This is a genomic window from Streptomyces sp. NPDC060194, assembly GCF_042728285.1.
Classification (GTDB): domain Bacteria; phylum Actinomycetota; class Actinomycetes; order Streptomycetales; family Streptomycetaceae; genus Streptomyces.
In genome coordinates this window covers 1-16,169 of sequence record NZ_JBHWZH010000128.1, presented here as the reverse complement: position 1 = coordinate 16,169, position 16,169 = coordinate 1, and the positions used below count along the sequence as shown (strand labels likewise).

Sequence of the window (16,169 nt, the reverse complement as noted above, 5' to 3'; positions counted from 1 at the left end):
GTCCCGAGGGTCGGGACGGAGCGCTTCGGACCGTGCGGTGGCGCGGGATCAGTGGTGGCCGTGGCCGCTGGTGATCTCGCGGTGCTCCTCGGCCGTCGGCTTCGGGATCTGGTTGTCCTCGCCGAAGTAGCCCTTGCTCAGCTTGACGCGGAGCTTCTCCGGAGCGGAGACCTTGCGCGCGACACCGTTCTCGTCGGTGGTCGCGCCGATCTCGGCCGGCTCGTACTGCTCGTGCGCGGTGAGGGCGTACGCCTTCTCCGGCGAGAGCGGCTCGTGCACCTCGATGAACTCACCGTGCGGCAGGCGCTTGATGAGGCCGGTCTCGCGGCCGTGCAGCACCTTGTCCTTGTCCCGGCGCTGCAGGCCGAGGCAGATCCGCTTGGTGACGATGAACGCGATGACCGGTCCGAGGAAGAAGAAGATCCGGACGAACCAGGAGATCGAGTTGATCGAGAGGTGGAAGTGCGTGGCCCAGATGTCGTTGCCGCCGCCGATGAGGGTGACGAAGTACATCGTGATCCAGGCGACGCCGAGCGCGGTCCGGGTCGGGGCGTTGCGCGGGCGGTCCAGGATGTGGTGCTCGCGCTTGTCCTTGGTGATCCAGGACTCGATGAACGGGTAGACCGCGATCGCGCCGAGCACCAGGCCGAAGACGACCAGCGGGATGAACACCCCGAGGACCAGGGTGTGGCCCCAGAGGTTGATCTCCCAGCCTGGCATCACACGGACGAGGCCTTCGGCGAAGCCCATGTACCAGTCGGGCTGGGCTCCGGTGGAGACCATGTCCGGCCGGTAGGGGCCGAGCGCCCAGATCGGGTTGATCGTGGCGATCGCGGAGATGGCCGCGATGATGCCGAAGACCAGGAAGAAGAACCCGCCCGCCTTGGCCATGTAGACCGGCAGCAGCGGCATGCCGACGACGTTCTTCTCGGTCCGGCCGGGGCCGGCGAACTGGGTGTGCTTGTGCACGACGACCAGGATGAGGTGGCCGACGATCAGACCCAGCATGATGCCCGGGAGCAGCAGGATGTGGATCGAGTAGAACCGGGCGACGAAGTCGCCGCCGGGGAACTCTCCGCCGAACAGGAACATCGAGATGTACGTGCCGACGACCGGGGTCGACAGGATCGCGCCCTGGGTGAACCGGACGCCCGTGCCCGACAGGAGGTCGTCGGGGAGGGAGTAGCCGGTGAAGCCGGTGAACATGCCGAGCACGAACAGCAGGAAGCCGAACAGCCAGTTGATCTCGCGCGGCTTGCGGAAGGCGCCCGTGAAGAAGACGCGCATCATGTGCACGAACATCGCGGCCAGGAAGATCAGCGCCGCCCAGTGGTGGATCTGCCGGATGAGCAGACCGCCGCGGACGTCGAAGCTGATGTCCAGGGTCGAGGCGTAGGCCTCCGACATCAGCACGCCCTGCATGGGGACGTAGCTGCCGTGGTACTCCACCTCGTTCATCGACGGGTGGAAGAACAGCGTCAGGTAGACACCCGTGAGGATGATGATGATGAACGCGTAGAGGCAGATCTCGCCGAGCATGAAGGACCAGTGGTCCGGGAAGATCTTGCGCATGTTGGCCTTGGCCAGGCCGTACAGGCCGAGCCGGCCGTCCGCCCAGTCGGCGATGCGCTCGCCCGCGGGGGCCTTGCCCCGCTGCGGCTCGGAAGTGGCAGTGGTACTCATCCGCGCTCCCAGAAGGACGGGCCGACGGGCTCCGCGAAGTCGCCGAGGGCTTGGAGTTCGCCCTGCTCGTTCACGTCGATCCGCAGCTGCGGAAGCGGGTGACCGGCCGGGCCGAAGATGACCCGGGCGCCGTCGGAGAGGTCGAAGGTGGACTGGTGGCACGGGCACAGGACGTGGTGCGTCTGCTGCTCGTAGAGGCTGATCGGGCATCCCACGTGGGTGCAGATCTTCGAGAAGGCGACGATGCCGTCGTGGCCCCAGTCGAGCTCGCGCTTGTCCTTGATGTCCTCCGGCTGGATCCGGACGATCATCAGGGCGGCCTTGGCGATCTCGGTCTGGAAGTCGTGGTCGTGCTCGTCCATGCCCTCGGGCATGGCGAAGGTCAGCGACCCCACCGCGATGTCCTCGGGACGCAGCGGCTCGTGCGTGTTCATGTTGATGAGCTTCAGGCCCTTGCCCCAGCGGGTGTGCCGGAGCTTGTCCTCGGGCAGCGGCCCGAGGTCGCGCAGCAGCACGATGCCGGAGAGCGGGACCATGGCCATCGCGCCGAACATGGTGTTGCGGATCAGCTTGCGGCGGCCGAACTGCGACTCCTCGGCGCCCGCCTTGAAGTCGGCGAGGACCTGGGCCTTGACCTCGGGGGAGGCCGAGATCGGGTGCCGGTCGTCCGCCACCTCGACGTCGGACATCAGGGTGCGGGCCCAGTGGACCGCGCCGGCGCCGATGCAGAACAGCGCGAGACCCAGGGTCAGGCCCAGGGAGAAGTTCAGCGCGCTGACGTGCCCGAACGGCCAGATGTAGACGATCTTGTCGACCGGGAAGGCCACGTACGACGCGATGAAGGCGACCGTCGAGATCATCGAGACGGTGAACAGCATCGCGACGGTGCGCTCGGAGTGCCGGGCGGCGCGTTCGTCGATGTCCTGGACGCGGGGCCGGTGCGCGGGCAGGCCGGGGTCGGGGAACGGGCCCGACGCGGCGAGGTCCGCGCGCTTCTGCAGGTCCAGCTCGTCGGGCGAGGTCTCGTCCGCGGGCACGTTCTCGTGCCGCGTCACCGACTCTTCTTCGGAATTCTCGTGGCTACTCATGACTTCTTGGCCTTAGCGGTGTGGGCTGCCACCCAGATGGCAACCGCGATCAGCGCACCCATACCGGCGATCCAGGCGAAGAGGCCCTCGGCCACCGGGCCGAGCCCGCCGAGCGCCAGGCCGCCCGGGCTGGCGGTGTCCTCGCCGTTCACGGACTTGATGTACGCGATGATGTCCTTCTTCTCCTGCTCGGGCATGGTCGTGTCCGGGAAGGAGGGCATGTTCTGCGGGCCGGTCTGCATGGCCTCGTAGATGTGCTTCTCGGTGACGCCTTCGAGGCTGGGCGCGTACTTGCCCTCGGTCAGGGCACCGCCCTCACCGGTGAAGTTGTGGCACTGCGAGCAGTTGTTGCGGAAGAGCACGCCGCCCTTGGCCGCGTCGGCGCCCTCGATCGAGTACTGCGACTCGGTCGGGGTGATCGGACCGGCGCCCAGCGAAGCGATGTACGCCGCGAGCTGGTCGATCTCGGCCTGCGAGTAGATCACCTTCTTCTTGGGGATCTGCGCGCCGGGCTGCTGGGCCGGCATGCGGCCGGTGCCGACCTGGAAGTCGACGGAGGCGGAGCCCACACCGACCAGGCTCGGACCGTCGCTGGTGCCCTGGCCGCCGGTTCCGTGGCAGCTTGCGCAGCCGACGGAGTAGAGCTTCTTGCCCTCGTCGATGGCGAGGGACTGCGCGGTCACATCGGCCTGCGCCTTGTCCGCCGGAGCGAACGCGGCGTACAGCCCCCCGGTGGCCGCCAGCGCGAGGAGGAGTACGACGAGCGCCGCCAGCGGATGGCGTCGTCGTGCGGAGAGCTTTTTCACGGATTACCCCGGTGTCAGGATCTTCGGCGTCGGTACGTCTGGTCGTGGGTGGGGCTGCGGGCGCCCGTCTCGCTTCGCTACTTGATCAGGTAGATCGTGGCGAAGAGCCCGATCCAGACGACATCGACGAAGTGCCAGTAGTAGGACACGACGATGGCCGCTGTTGCCTGCTCATGGGTGAACCTCTTGGCGGCGTACGTGCGGGCCAGGACCAGCAGGAAGGCGATGAGGCCGCCTGTCACGTGCAGTCCGTGGAAGCCGGTGGTCAGGTAGAACGCCGAGCCGTAGGGGTCGGACGAGAGCGAGAGACCCTCGTGCTTGACCAGCTCGGTGTACTCGAAGACCTGACCGCCGATGAAGATCGCACCCATCACGAAGGTGACCACGAACCACATGCGCAGCTTCTTCACGTCGCCGCGCTCGGCGGCGAAGACGCCGAGCTGGCAGGTGAGGGAGGAGAGCACCAGGATCGCGGTGTTGGTCAGCGAGAACGGAAGGTTCAAGGCGGATGCCTTTTCCGTCCAGTACTCGGCGCCTTCCACCGATCGCAGGGTGAAGTACATCGCGAAGAGGGCCGCGAAGAACATCAGCTCGGAACTCAGCCAGATGATGGTTCCGACGCTGGTGAGGTTCGGCCGATTGACCGACGGGTGCGCGTGCCCGGTTTCTACTGTCGTTGCTGTCGCCACGACCGTCATTATGTCGGTCGCTTATCCCGCGCTCACCTTGGGGGGTGCCGTTCGGTGTGTCCACCCCCCGTGCGCTGCCCGAACGGCCCATCGCGACGGCGCCTCGGCCGCTGTTGACGGGGTGTCGGAAGGAGTAGCATCCGCGCACAGCGACACCGACGTCACGGAGGAACGATGCAGTCGACCGCCACGGTCCTGGTCTACAGCGACGACGCGAACGTCCGCGAGCAGGTGAGGCTGGCCGCGGGGCGCAGGCCGGCGGCCGACGTCCCGCCGGTGGAGTACCTGGAGTGCGCCACGCTGCCGGCCGTCCTGAAGGAGCTGGACCGCGGCGGTGTCGACGTGTGCGTGCTGGACGGGGAGACCGCCCCGGTCGGGGGCATGGGGGTCTGCCGGCAGATCAAGGACGAGGTCTTCGGGTGCCCGCCGGTGCTGGTCCTGATGGGCCGCCCGCAGGACGCGTGGCTGGCCACCTGGAGCCGCGCGGACGGCGCGGTGACGCTGCCGGTGGACCCGGTGGAGTTCCCCGAGGCGCTGGCGGCCCTGCTGCGCGCGGGACGGCCCGCCGTCGGCGCCTGAGGCGCCGGGGCGGGCCGCGGCCGGGCGGGTTCCGCTGCTGCCCGGAACCCGTCGGTCAGATGTGCGGGGCGAGCCGGGCGGCGGTGACGGCGCCGCTCTGCTGCTCCCCCGCGTCGCCGAGGGCGCTGCCCTTCTGCCACTGCTTCCAGCTGAGGTTCCAGTCGCCGAAGCCGTTGCCGAAGGGCGCCATCATCTCGCCGTTGCTGTTCACGACCTCGACGATGTCGCCCTGGCGGACCGTCTCGTAGAACCACCGCGCGTTGCCCATGCTCATGCCGGTGCAGCCGTGGCTGACGTTGGCGCTGCCCTGGGAGCCCACCGACCAGGGGGCGGCGTGCACGTACTCGCCGCTCCACGTGACGCGGGTGGCGTAGTAGACGGGCAGGTCGTAGGACTCCGAGGAGCCGGCCGGGATGCCGATGCTGGTGCCGGTCATCCGGACGTGGTACTCGCGGCCCAGGATGACCTTCTTGCCGTTGCGGGTGTCGAAGCCCGGCTTGCCGGTGGTCACCGGCAGCGTCTTGATCACCTTGCCGTTGCGGCGGACGGTCATCCGGTGGGACCCGGCGTCGGTGACGGCCTCGACCCGGTCGCCGGTGGAGAGCTTCAGGGGCTCGGCGGCCCCGCCGTAGACCTTGTCGGAGACGCGGACGCCCTTCAGGGTGCTGTCGACGCGGATCGTGGCGTTGGCGGGCCAGTACTCCGCCGGGCGGTAGTGCAGCGTCTTGTCGTCCACCCAGTGCCAGGAGCCCTCGACGGCCGGGGCGGACTCGACGTGCAGGTTGCTCTCGACGACCGCGCGGGCGTCCTTGTCGCGGACGGGGCGGCTCAGCTCGGCGGTGACGGGCTGCCCGACGCCGTACTTGCCCGCCTCCGGGCCGAACGTGACGGTCATGGCGCCCTTGGCGGGGGCGGTCTCGAAGAGCAGCGTGCGGCGCCCCGGGGCCCCGTCCTCGTTCTCCGTGCTCACCGTGACGGTGTACTGGTGGCCGGCGGAGAGCGGCGAGCTGCTCTGCCAGCGGCCGCCGTCCGCGGCGAGCTCGCCGGCGACGTACCGGCCGGCGTTGTCGACGGCGACCACGTCGGTGATCCGGCCCTCGCCGCCCCGGGCCGTCACCTCCAGGGGCTCGGTCGGGTCGAGGGGTTCGGCGGGGGCGGCCTTGCCGCCGCCCGAGCCGTTGAACGCGACCTGCTCGGCCGCGTCGTAGGGCTGCGCGGTGAGCGGGTGGGGGGCGGAGTCCGAGCAGGCCGTGGCGCTCGCAGCCAGGGCCGCGACCAGCAGGGTGCACTGGAGCACCGTACGTGTGCGGTGTGAGTGGCTCATGGCGTCACGCTACGAGCGGGCCCGGTCACCCGGCGCGCGGGACAGGGCCGAACGGGTGGACCGCCGCCGCCGCCCGGCCGCAGCACGGCGTGTCGAAGGGCCCCTCACCGTCGTGACGGTGTAGGGGCCCTTCGGGTTCGCTCAGCCGCCCGCGGGGGCGGTGGGCGTCACTGCGTCTGGTTCTCGCCGCGGTAGTACTCGAAGACCCAGCCGAACAGGCCGACGAGGATCAGCGGCATGGAGAAGTAGAGCAGCCACCAGCCGACGGCCACCGCCAGGAAGGCGAAGGCGCCGCCGACCGCCAGCGAGAGCGGCTGCCAGCTGTGCGGGCTGAAGAAGCCCACCTCGCCGGCCTCGTCCGCGACGTCGGCCTCCTTGTTGTCCTGCGCGAGGGCGTCCATCCGCTTGGCCGTGAAGGCCAGGTAGTAGCCGACCATCAGGCAGAGCGAGAAGGCGAGGAACAGCGCGGTGGTGCCGGCCGGCTCCTTCGACCACAGGCCGTAGACGATCGCCGCGATCAGGACGAAGACGCTGAGCCCGAGGAACATCCGTCCCTGGATCTTCACTTGCCGACCTCCTTGCCGCCGATGGCGGCGGTGTCCTTCTGACCCTTGTTGACCACGGTCTCCAGGGCGGAGATCTCCGGGTGGTGGAGATCGAACGCCGGGGATTCCGAGCGGATGCGCGGCAGCGTGAGGAAGTTGTGCCGCGGCGGCGGGCAGGAGGTCGCCCACTCCAGCGAACGGCCGTAGCCCCACGGGTCGTCGACCTCGATCTTGACGCCGTACTTCGCCGTCTTCCAGATGTTGTAGAAGAACGGCAGGAGCGACAGGCCGAGGACGAACGAGCTGATCGTCGAGATGGTGTTCAGCGCGGTGAAGCCGTCGGCCGCCAGGTAGTCGGCGTACCGGCGCGGCATGCCCTCGGCGCCCAGCCAGTGCTGGACCAGGAAGGTGCCGTGGAAGCCGATGAACAGCGTCCAGAAGGTCATCTTGCCCAGGCGCTCGTCGAGCATCTTGCCGGTGAACTTCGGCCACCAGAAGTGGAAGCCGGCGAACATCGCGAAGACGACGGTGCCGAAGACCACGTAGTGGAAGTGCGCGACCACGAAGTACGAGTCGGACACGTGGAAGTCCATCGGCGGCGAGGCGAGGATGACACCGGTCAGACCACCGAAGGTGAAGGTGATCAGGAACCCGATCGTCCAGAGCATCGGCGTCTCGAAGGACAGCGAGCCCTTCCACATGGTGCCGATCCAGTTGAAGAACTTCACACCGGTGGGCACCGCGATGAGGAAGGTCATGAACGAGAAGAACGGCAGGAGGACGCCGCCCGTCACGTACATGTGGTGCGCCCACACCGTCACCGAGAGGCCGGCGATGGCGATCGTCGCGGCGATCAGGCCGATGTAGCCGAACATCGGCTTGCGGGAGAAGACCGGGATGATCTCGCTGATGATGCCGAAGAACGGCAGCGCGATGATGTACACCTCCGGATGGCCGAAGAACCAGAAGAGGTGCTGCCAGAGCAGCGCTCCGCCGTTCGCCGGGTCGAAGATGTGGGCGCCGAACTTGCGGTCCGCCTCCAGCGCGAAGAGCGCGGCGGCGAGCACCGGGAAGGCGAGCAGGACCAGGACACCGGTCAGCAGCACGTTCCAGGTGAAGATCGGCATCCGGAACATCGTCATGCCGGGGGCCCGCATGCAGATGATCGTGGTGATGAAGTTGACCGAGCCGAGGATCGTGCCGAAGCCGGAGAAGGCCAGACCCATGATCCACATGTCGGCGCCGACGCCCGGCGAGCGGACCGCGTCCGACAGCGGGGAGTAGGCGAACCAGCCGAAGTCGGCGGCGCCCTGCGGCGTGAGGAAGCCCGCCACGGCGATGATCGACCCGAAGAGGTACAGCCAGTAGGCGAACATGTTCAGCCGCGGGAACGCCACGTCGGGCGCGCCGATCTGCAGCGGCATGATCCAGTTCGCGAATCCGGCGAACAGCGGCGTCGCGAACATCAGCAGCATGATCGTGCCGTGCATCGTGAACGCCTGGTTGAACTGCTCGTTCGACATGATCTGCGTGCCGGGACGGGCCAGCTCGGCGCGCATGAAGAGCGCCATCAGGCCGCCGACGCAGAAGAACACGAAGGACGTGATCAGGTAGAGGGAGCCGATCGTCTTGTGATCGGTGGTGGTGAGCCACTTGATCACGACGTTGCCCGGTTCCCTGCGCCGCACCGGGAGCTCGTCCGCGTACGAGTCCTCAGACACGGCGGCACCCTTGTGGGGGTCGTTGAGGATGCTCACAGTTTGTTCGGCTCCCAGTTCTTGGAGGGCCCGGACTGAGTGATGCCGGCCGGGATGTACCCGCCCTTGCCCTGCTCAGCAAGGTCCTTGAGGTGCTGCTTGTACCGCTCCGGGGAGACGACCTTCACGTTGAAGAGCATGCGGGAGTGGTCGACACCGCAGAGCTCGGCGCACTTGCCCTTGAAGGTGCCCTCCTTGTTGGGAGTCACCTCGAAGGAGTTGGTGTGGCCCGGGATGACGTCCTGCTTCATGAGGAACGGCACCACCCAGAAGGAGTGGATGACGTCGCGCGAGGTCAGGACGAAGCGGACCTTCTCCCCCTTGGGCAGCCACAGCGTCGGGCCGGGGTTGCCGTTCTGGGGGTTGCGGGTACCGGGGACGCCGAAGTCGTAGACGCCCTCGGCGCCCGGCTTGAAGTCCTCGAGGAACCGGTTCGGAATGTTGCGGAGGTTCTCGTCCTTCGCCGCGTCTCCGGTGGAGGCGTCGCCGTCCACGTCCTCGATGTAGTTGAAGCCCCAGCTCCACTGGTAGCCGACCACGTTGACCGTGTGGGCCGGCTTGTCGACGTGGGCGAGCAGCTTCGACTCGTCACGGGCCGTGAAGTAGAAGAGGACCGAGACGACGATGAGGGGCGTCACCGTGTACAGCGCCTCGATGGGCATGTTGTACCGGGTCTGCGGGGGAACCTCGACCTTGGTGCGGCTGCGCCGGTGGAAGTAGACACTCCACAGGATCAGGCCCCAGACCAGGACGCCCGTGACGAGCGCCGCCGCCCAGGAGCCCTGCCAGAGGGAGAGGATCCGTGGAGCCTCTTCCGTGGTCGGGGTAGGCATTCCCAGACGAGGGAAGTCCTCCCATGTGTACGAGCAACCGGAGGCGGTCGCCAGGACCAGTCCCGCGGTCAGCACCTGCAGCAGCTTCCGCCGCATCGGGCGCCGCGACGAGCGGTCGGAGCCGTTGGGACTCACGTAGCGCCTTCCCGAGAGTCTCGCCCGCGCTGGTCGGCGCGGCCGTTCTGACTGGTCGGTCGCCGCCCTGGCACACGGGCAGGGGTTTGGATGTTTATGCGGACCAAACCCTACTGGACGCTATTTGGGGTCGCGCGGGGAGGGTGCCCAACGCGCCGCCGGACTCCCCGAAGGGGTGGAATCCGTCGCTCCGGGGGCCATCTGACGGGGGTTCGGGGGTCGGGCGTGGCGCGGGGTTAGCGTGGGGCGTGCCCTACTTCGACTCCGCGTCCTCCGCCCCCCTGCATCCCGTGGCCCGGCAGGCGCTGCTCGCCGCCCTGGACGAGGGGTGGGCGGACCCCGGCCGCCTGTACCGGGAGGGCCGGCGGGCCCGGATGCTGCTCGACGCGGCCCGGGAGACGGCCGCGGAGGCGGTCGGCTGCCGCCCGGACGAACTCTCCTTCACCCCTTCGGGGACGCACGCGCTGCACACCGGGATCGCCGGGGCGCTCGCCGGGCGCCGGCGGGTGGGGCGGCGGCTCGTCGTCTCGGCGGTCGAACATTCCGCCGTACTCCATTCGGCCGCCGCCCACGAGGGTGCGGGCGGGTCGGCCCTCGAGGTGCCGGTGGGGCGGAACGGGGCGGTTTCGGTCGATTCGTTCCTGTCCGCGGTGCGTTCGGGGGCGGACGGGTCGGTCGCGGGCCTCGCGTGTCTGCAGTCCGCCAACCACGAGGTCGGCACCCTCCAGCCGGTGGCGGAGGTGGCCGCGGGCTGCCGGGAGGCGGGGGTGCCGCTGCTCGTGGACGCGGCGCAGTCGCTCGGGTGGGGGCCGGTGGCGGGGCCGTGGTCGCTGCTCGCGGCGAGCGCGCACAAATGGGGCGGGCCTGCCGGGGTCGGGCTGCTCGCGGTGCGCAAGGGGGTGCGGTTCGCCGCGCCGGGCCCTTCCGGGGAGCGGGAGTCGGGGCGGGCGGCCGGCTTCGAGAACCTGCCGGCGATCGTCGCCGCGGCGGCGTCGCTGCGGGCGGTGCGGGCGGAGGCGGCGGCGGAGGAGGCGGCGCGGCTGCGGGCGCTGGTCGAGCGGATCCGGTCGTCGGTGGCGCGGGTGCCGGACGTGGAGGTGGTGGGGGACGCGGTGGCGCGGCTGCCGCACCTGGTGACGTTCTCGTGCCTGTACGTGGACGGGGAGGCGCTGCTGCACGCGCTCGACGCGGAGGGGTTCTCGGTGTCGTCCGGCTCGTCGTGCACGAGCAGCACGTTGACGCCGAGCCATGTGCTGCGGGCGATGGGGGTGCTCAGTGAGGGGAACGTGCGGGTGTCGCTCCCGCGGGGCGTCCCGGAGGAGGACGTGACGCGGTTCCTGGAGGTGCTGCCGGGGGTGGTGGCGGGGGTGCGGGAGTCCCTGGGCGCGGGGTCGCTGGGCTCGGCGTCCGTGCCGGACGCGCCGGGGCCCGATCTCGTCGTCGACGCGCTCGGGCGGCGGTGTCCGATCCCGGTCATCGAGCTGGCCAAGGTCATCGGCGACGTCCCCGTCGGGGGGACGGTGACCGTCCTCGCCGACGACGCGGCGGCGCGGCTGGACATCCCGGCGTGGTGCGAGATGCGGGGGCAGGAGTACGTCGGCGAGTCCCCCGCCGAGCGGGGGGTGGCTTACGCCGTCCGCCGGACGCGGTAGTCGTCCCGCTTCGCGGTTCTCTCCCCACCCCGCCCCTTCCCGAATCCCTCACGCCGGGCGGCTCTGCGCCTGCCGGCGCGTACCGGGCTCCGCCCGGTGGCCTCAAGCGCCGGCCGGGCTGAGTTTCTTGCCGGCCCGCGCCGCGATGCGTGCCGCTCGGCGGTGACGTCGTCCACCCCGCTGTGCACACGGTGCCGAGTGCCGGCGACGGATGCGGTACCAGGGTTGGCCCCACCCCCGGCGGGGGGGCGGGGCCGGCCGCGGGTCAGGCGAGGTGGGTGCGGACCTCGTCGGCCGCGGTGTCGCCGTACGCCTTGGTGAAGCGGTCCATGAAGCGGTCGCGGCGCAGGGCGTACTCCTGGGTGCCGAGGGTCTCGATGACGAGGGTGGCGAGCATGCAGCCGATCTGGGCCGCGCGTTCGAGGGAGACGCCCCAGGAGAGGCCGGAGAGGAAGCCGGCGCGGAAGGCGTCGCCGACGCCGGTGGGGTCGACCTTGGCGTCCTCGTCGGGGCAGCCGACCTCGATCGCGGGCTCGCCGACGCGCTCGACGCGCACGCCGCGCGAGCCGAGCGTGGTGACGCGGGTGCCGACGCGGGACAGGATCTCGGCGTCGCTCCAGCCGGTCTTGGTCTCGATGAGGCCCTTCTCGTACTCGTTGGAGAACAGGTACGTCGCCTGGTCGAGCAGCGTGCGGATGTCGTCGCCGGACATCCGGGCGATCTGCTGGGAGAAGTCCGCGGCGAACGGGATGCCGCGCGAACGGCACTCCTCGGTGTGGCGGAGCATCGCCTCGGGGTCGTCCGCGCCGATGAGGACGAGGTCGAGCCCGCCGACCCGGTCGGCGACGGACTTCAGCTCGATCAGCCGGGCCTCGCTCATCGCGCCGGTGTAGAAGGAGCCGATCTGGTTGTGGTCGGCGTCGGTGGTGCACACGAAGCGCGCGGTGTGCTTGACCTCGGAGATCCGGACGGACTCGGTGTCGACGCCGTGCCGGTCCAGCCAGGCGCGGTACTCGTCGAAGTCGGCGCCGGCCGCGCCGACGAGGACCGGGCGGGTGCCGAGCTGGCCCATTCCGAAGCAGATGTTCGCCCCCACGCCGCCCCGGCGGACGTCGAGCGTGTCGACGAGGAAGGACAGCGACACCGTGTGCAGCTGGTCCGCGACGAACTGGTCGGCGAAACGGCCGGGGAAGGTCATGAGGTGGTCGGTGGCGATGGAGCCGGTGACTGCGATACGCACGACGGAGGTCTCCTGGAGGGGAGGGAGGCGAGGGACGGGGGCGGCGCGGAACCAGAGCGCGGAAAAGGACGGGCTCACGCTACCCGGTCGTAGGGGCTTCTTTACGGCGAGCCCGCGTGCTTACGGTGCTGTCATGGCGAATACCCACGTGACGGGCGGGCTCGGCGGACGGCCGGCCGGCTCCGAGAAGTTGGCCGAACTGCGCAGCGACGGCGCCCGGATGGCCCCGCACTGGCCCCCGTTCCTCGGCGCCGGCGCCGAGCCGGTGCCTCCGTCGCTGATCCACGGCGTCGTCGTCCCACCGGCCTCGGCGCGGCTGACGGACGCGATGGGCGACTACGGCAACTGAGCCGCGGGGGCCGTCGCGCGGAACCTCCGGGCCGGTCGTTCCGTCCCATCGGTGTCCCTCGTTGCGGGGATGTGCGCAAGGGACACGGATGGACGCGACGACCGGCGAGGAGCCTGCGGTGAGCAGCGACGAGAGCGGACCGGGCACGGCCACGGACGGCGGCGCGCGGCGGGTGAGGCCCACGGTGGCCGCCGTCGCGGTCGCGGTGCTGCTCGCGGGCGGCGGGGTGTACGCGGCGGCGGCCGACGGCGGGGACGGGAGCGACGACCGGAGCAGGGGCGCGGCGGCGCCCGCCCGGGACGGCGACGATCCGCCGCCGCTGCGGCTCGACGGGTTCACCGGGTCCGTGGAGCCGGGGCCGGGCGGCGGCGGGGTGACCTACCGCGCCCCGCAGCCGCTGCCGGACGGCCCGGACGAGGCGGCCGTGCACCGGCTGGACGGGCCGGTGGCGGTGGACGACGTCGCCGGGCTCGCCAGGGCGCTCGGCGTGCCGGGCAGGCCGCGGCTCGACGGGGACGCCTGGGCGGTGGGCACGGTCGCCGACGGCTCGGGCCCGAAGCTGCGGGTCGGCAGGCAGGCCCCGGGCACCTGGACGTTCGCCCGGTACGGGAACGGCGGCGCGGGCGGTGGCAACACGGACGACTGCCGCAAGGCGGACCGCTGTGCGCCGGGTGAGCCCGGGAAGGGCGCGGGCGATCCCTCGGCCGCGGTGGGCGAGCGGGCGGCCCGGGCGGCGGCGGCTCCGGTCCTGAAGGAGCTGGGCCTGGACACGGCGAAGACGGACGCGGCGCAGTTGATGGGCGCCGTGCGGGTCGTCAACGCCGCACCGGTGTACGACGGGCTGCCCACGTACGGCTGGTCGACGGGGCTGCAGATCGGCTCGGACGGCCAGGTGGTGGGCGGGAGCGGGCACCTGACGGTGCCGGCGAAGGGCGACGTCTACCCGGTGGTGGGGGCAAAGGAGGCCGTGGAGCAGCTGAACGCGGAGGCCGCCGGGGACGGGCCGGTGGGCATCGGCGGCTGTGCGACGACCCCGCCGCTGGACGGGCCTGCAGCAGCGGGGCGGACGCAACAGCCGTGCGAGTCGTCCGGGCCCGCGCCCGGGAAGCCGGTGGAGCCGCTGGCGGTGGAGGACGCCGAGCTCGGTCTGGCCGTCGCGTTCGTCGACGGGCGGCAGACGCTGGTCCCGTCGTGGCTGTTCACCGTCGCCCCGGACGGCGACGGACCGCCGTCGACGGTGGCGCGGACGGCGGTGGAGCCGGAGTACCTGGCGGCGCCGGAGCCCCCCGCGGACGCCTCCACGCTCCCGGCCGTACCGGGTGACGGCGACGGAAGGGCGAGGGGCCCGCGGGTGGAGTCCTACCGGGCGGACGGCGGGCGGCTCACCGTCCGCTTCTGGGGCGGGGCCTGCTCGGACTACGCGGCGCGGGCGGTCGAGAGCGGGGGGAGCGTGCGGGTGGAGGTCACCGAGAGCACGCCCGACCCGGACACGTGGTGCGTCATGGTCGCGAAGGAGCTGACGGCGGAGGTGACGCTGGACGCGCCGCTCGGGGACCGGAAGGTCGTCGACGCGGGCTCGGGGGCCACGGTCCGCAGGGACTGACCGCACACGCGGCGAAGGCGGCTCCCCCGAGGGGAACCGCCTCCGCCGTGCCCGCCGTGGGGCCTAGCTGAACGAGTCGCCGCAGGCGCAGGAGCCGGTGGCGTTCGGGTTGTCGATGGTGAAGCCCTGCTTCTCGATGGTGTCGACGAAGTCGATCGACGCGCCGCCGAGGTACGGGGCGGACATGCGGTCGGTGACGACCTTCACACCGTCGAAGTCCTTCACGACGTCGCCGTCGAGCGAGCGCTCGTCGAAGAAGAGCTGGTAGCGCAGACCGGAGCAGCCACCGGGCTGGACGGCGACGCGCAGGGCGAGGTCGTCACGGCCTTCCTGGTCGAGCAGGGTCTTGACCTTGGACGCGGCGGCGTCGGACAGGAGGATGCCGTCGCTCACCGTGGTCTTCTCGTCCGATACGGACATCTGCTTCACTCCCGGGTTCATACGGAGACTGCTTGCCGACGGGGTCAACCGCCGCGGATCCGGATTCATTCCGGCCGTTTCGCGTGTCTTTCCCTCTCATGCTCGCACACCGCCCTCCCGTCCCGGCAGGCGAAGGGCGATGCGTCACATCGACGAAATGGACATCGTCAAGGTGACGTAAAGGGGTTATCATAGATAACGTCATTGTGACGAAAAACGAAACGCAGAAAGGGTGCGTGACGTGACCACCGCCCAGCCCCGTACCGAGCCCGTCGACCTGGACGTCCAGCCGACGCCCCTCGCCCTGCTGCTGCTCGGCCGGGAGGCCGACCCCAGGAGCGAGCGCGGGGTGGACTGCCCCGGCGACCTGCCCTCCCCGTCCGACCCGGACCTGGTGGAGCGGGCGCGCGCGGCGAAGGAGAAGCTCGGGGACAAGGTGTTCGTCCTCGGCCACCACTACCAGCGCGACGAGGTCATCCAGTTCGCCGACGTCACCGGCGACTCCTTCAAGCTCGCCCGGGACGCGGCCGCGCGGCCCGAGGCGGAGTACATCGTCTTCTGCGGTGTGCACTTCATGGCCGAGTCCGCGGACATCCTCACCGGCGACGACCAGAAGGTCGTGCTGCCGGACCTGGCGGCCGGCTGCTCGATGGCCGACATGGCGACGGCCGAGCAGGTCGCGGAGTGCTGGGACGTGCTCGCCGAGGCGGGGATCACGGACGTGACCGTGCCCGTGTCGTACATGAACTCCTCCGCGGACATCAAGGCGTTCACCGGCAAGCACGGCGGGACGATCTGCACGTCCAGCAACGCGAAGCGGGCGCTGGACTGGGCGTTCGAGCAGGGCGAGAAGGTGCTGTTCCTCCCCGACCAGCACCTGGGGCGGAACACGGCCGTGCGCGACATGGGGATGTCGCTCGACGACTGCGTGCTCTACAACCCGCACAAGCCGAACGGCGGGCTCACCGTCGAGGAGCTGCGGAACGCGAGGATGATCCTGTGGCGCGGGCACTGCTCCGTGCACGGCCGGTTCTCGCTCGACTCGGTGGACGACGTGCGGGCGCGGATCCCCGGCGTGCAGGTCCTGGTGCACCCGGAGTGCAAGCACGAGGTCGTCGCGGCGGCCGACCAGGTCGGGTCGACGGAGTACATCATCAAGGCGCTCGACGCGGCGCCCGCCGGGTCGAAGTGGGCGATCGGCACCGAGCTGAACCTGGTGCGGCGGCTCGCGAACGCGCACCCGGACAAGGAGATCGTCTTCCTCGACAGGACGGTCTGCTTCTGCTCAACGATGAACCGGATCGACCTGCCGCACCTGGTGTGGACGCTGGAGTCGCTCGCCGAGGGCAAGCTGATCAACCGGATCACGGTGGACCGGGAGACGGAGCAGTTCGCCAAGCTGGCGCTGGAGCGGATGCTGGCGCTGCCGTAGCCGCCCGCCCGCCCGTCCCGAGACGCCGAAGGGC

General features: G+C 70.4%; 15 protein-coding genes. 5 read left to right on the top strand and 10 right to left on the bottom strand.

Going from position 1 to position 16,169, the window contains the following annotated elements:
* Positions 1–48 precede the first annotated feature (48 nt).
* The 4 genes from ACFWEG_RS23225 to ACFWEG_RS23210 all read right to left on the bottom strand — a co-directional run bounded on the left by ACFWEG_RS23225 (position 49) and on the right by ACFWEG_RS23210 (position 4,275).
* Positions 49–1,683, bottom strand: coding sequence for a cytochrome bc complex cytochrome b subunit (locus ACFWEG_RS23225; RefSeq protein ID WP_387218353.1), 1,635 nt, complete (start codon positions 1,681–1,683; stop codon positions 49–51).
* Positions 1,680–2,771, bottom strand: coding sequence for a Rieske 2Fe-2S domain-containing protein (locus tag ACFWEG_RS23220; protein WP_387218351.1), 1,092 nt, complete (start codon positions 2,769–2,771; stop codon positions 1,680–1,682). The genes ACFWEG_RS23225 and ACFWEG_RS23220 overlap by 4 nt, the downstream gene beginning before the upstream one ends.
* Positions 2,768–3,577: a c-type cytochrome gene (locus ACFWEG_RS23215; protein ID WP_387218348.1), complete on the bottom strand. Its 810-nt coding sequence runs from the start codon at positions 3,575–3,577 to the stop codon at positions 2,768–2,770. The genes ACFWEG_RS23220 and ACFWEG_RS23215 overlap by 4 nt, the downstream gene beginning before the upstream one ends.
* 77 nt (positions 3,578–3,654) lie before the next feature.
* Complete coding sequence (locus ACFWEG_RS23210) at positions 3,655–4,275, bottom strand: heme-copper oxidase subunit III (RefSeq protein WP_387218345.1); 621 nt, start codon at positions 4,273–4,275, stop codon at positions 3,655–3,657.
* A gap of 165 nt (positions 4,276–4,440) precedes the next feature.
* Here ACFWEG_RS23210 and ACFWEG_RS23205 point away from each other — a divergent pair, with 165 nt between their 5' ends.
* Positions 4,441–4,845: a hypothetical protein gene (locus ACFWEG_RS23205; protein WP_387218342.1), complete on the top strand. Its 405-nt coding sequence runs from the start codon at positions 4,441–4,443 to the stop codon at positions 4,843–4,845.
* A 55-nt stretch (positions 4,846–4,900) separates the two neighbouring features.
* Here the strand turns inward: ACFWEG_RS23205 and ACFWEG_RS23200 are convergent, their stop codons facing one another.
* The 4 genes from ACFWEG_RS23200 to coxB form a co-directional block, all read right to left on the bottom strand.
* On the bottom strand, positions 4,901–6,169 hold the full coding sequence (locus tag ACFWEG_RS23200; RefSeq protein WP_387218339.1) for an Ig-like domain-containing protein: 1,269 nt from the start codon (positions 6,167–6,169) through the stop codon (positions 4,901–4,903).
* 167 nt (positions 6,170–6,336) lie between these two features.
* The gene (locus ACFWEG_RS23195; RefSeq protein WP_387218336.1) at positions 6,337–6,735 is read right to left on the bottom strand and encodes a cytochrome c oxidase subunit 4; all 399 of its coding nucleotides are present in this window, start codon (positions 6,733–6,735) and stop codon (positions 6,337–6,339) included.
* Positions 6,732–8,471 (bottom strand): cytochrome c oxidase subunit I, encoded by a 1,740-nt coding sequence (ctaD, locus tag ACFWEG_RS23190; RefSeq protein WP_387218333.1) that lies wholly within the window; start codon positions 8,469–8,471, stop codon positions 6,732–6,734. Before ctaD ends, ACFWEG_RS23195 begins: the two co-directional genes overlap by 4 nt.
* Positions 8,468–9,439 (bottom strand): cytochrome c oxidase subunit II, encoded by a 972-nt coding sequence (gene coxB / locus ACFWEG_RS23185; RefSeq protein WP_387218330.1) that lies wholly within the window; start codon positions 9,437–9,439, stop codon positions 8,468–8,470. The genes ctaD and coxB overlap by 4 nt, the downstream gene beginning before the upstream one ends.
* 248 nt (positions 9,440–9,687) lie before the next feature.
* Here coxB and ACFWEG_RS23180 point away from each other — a divergent pair, with 248 nt between their 5' ends.
* Positions 9,688–11,091: a cysteine desulfurase/sulfurtransferase TusA family protein gene (locus tag ACFWEG_RS23180; protein WP_387218328.1), complete on the top strand. Its 1,404-nt coding sequence runs from the start codon at positions 9,688–9,690 to the stop codon at positions 11,089–11,091.
* Positions 11,092–11,356: 265 nt separating this feature from the next.
* Here ACFWEG_RS23180 and ACFWEG_RS23175 read toward each other — a convergent pair whose 3' ends face one another.
* A complete protein-coding gene (locus ACFWEG_RS23175; RefSeq protein WP_387218325.1) occupies positions 11,357–12,331 on the bottom strand; it encodes a carbohydrate kinase family protein in 975 nt (324 codons plus the stop codon).
* A gap of 133 nt (positions 12,332–12,464) precedes the next feature.
* On the opposite strand from ACFWEG_RS23175, the gene ACFWEG_RS23170 reads away from it, so the two are divergent.
* Positions 12,465–12,680 carry a hypothetical protein gene (locus ACFWEG_RS23170; protein WP_387218322.1) on the top strand — a complete coding sequence of 72 codons (216 nt, stop codon included), beginning with the start codon at positions 12,465–12,467 and terminating at the stop codon, positions 12,678–12,680.
* Positions 12,681–12,768: 88 nt separating this feature from the next.
* A complete protein-coding gene (locus ACFWEG_RS23165) occupies positions 12,769–14,283 on the top strand; it encodes a hypothetical protein (RefSeq protein WP_387218320.1) in 1,515 nt (504 codons plus the stop codon).
* Positions 14,284–14,346: 63 nt separating this feature from the next.
* Here ACFWEG_RS23165 and ACFWEG_RS23160 read toward each other — a convergent pair whose 3' ends face one another.
* A complete protein-coding gene (locus tag ACFWEG_RS23160; protein WP_387218317.1) occupies positions 14,347–14,703 on the bottom strand; it encodes a HesB/IscA family protein in 357 nt (118 codons plus the stop codon).
* A gap of 232 nt (positions 14,704–14,935) precedes the next feature.
* Here ACFWEG_RS23160 and nadA point away from each other — a divergent pair, with 232 nt between their 5' ends.
* Positions 14,936–16,135, top strand: coding sequence for a quinolinate synthase NadA (gene nadA, locus ACFWEG_RS23155; RefSeq protein ID WP_387218314.1), 1,200 nt, complete (start codon positions 14,936–14,938; stop codon positions 16,133–16,135).
* The last annotated feature ends 34 nt before the right edge of the window (positions 16,136–16,169 follow it).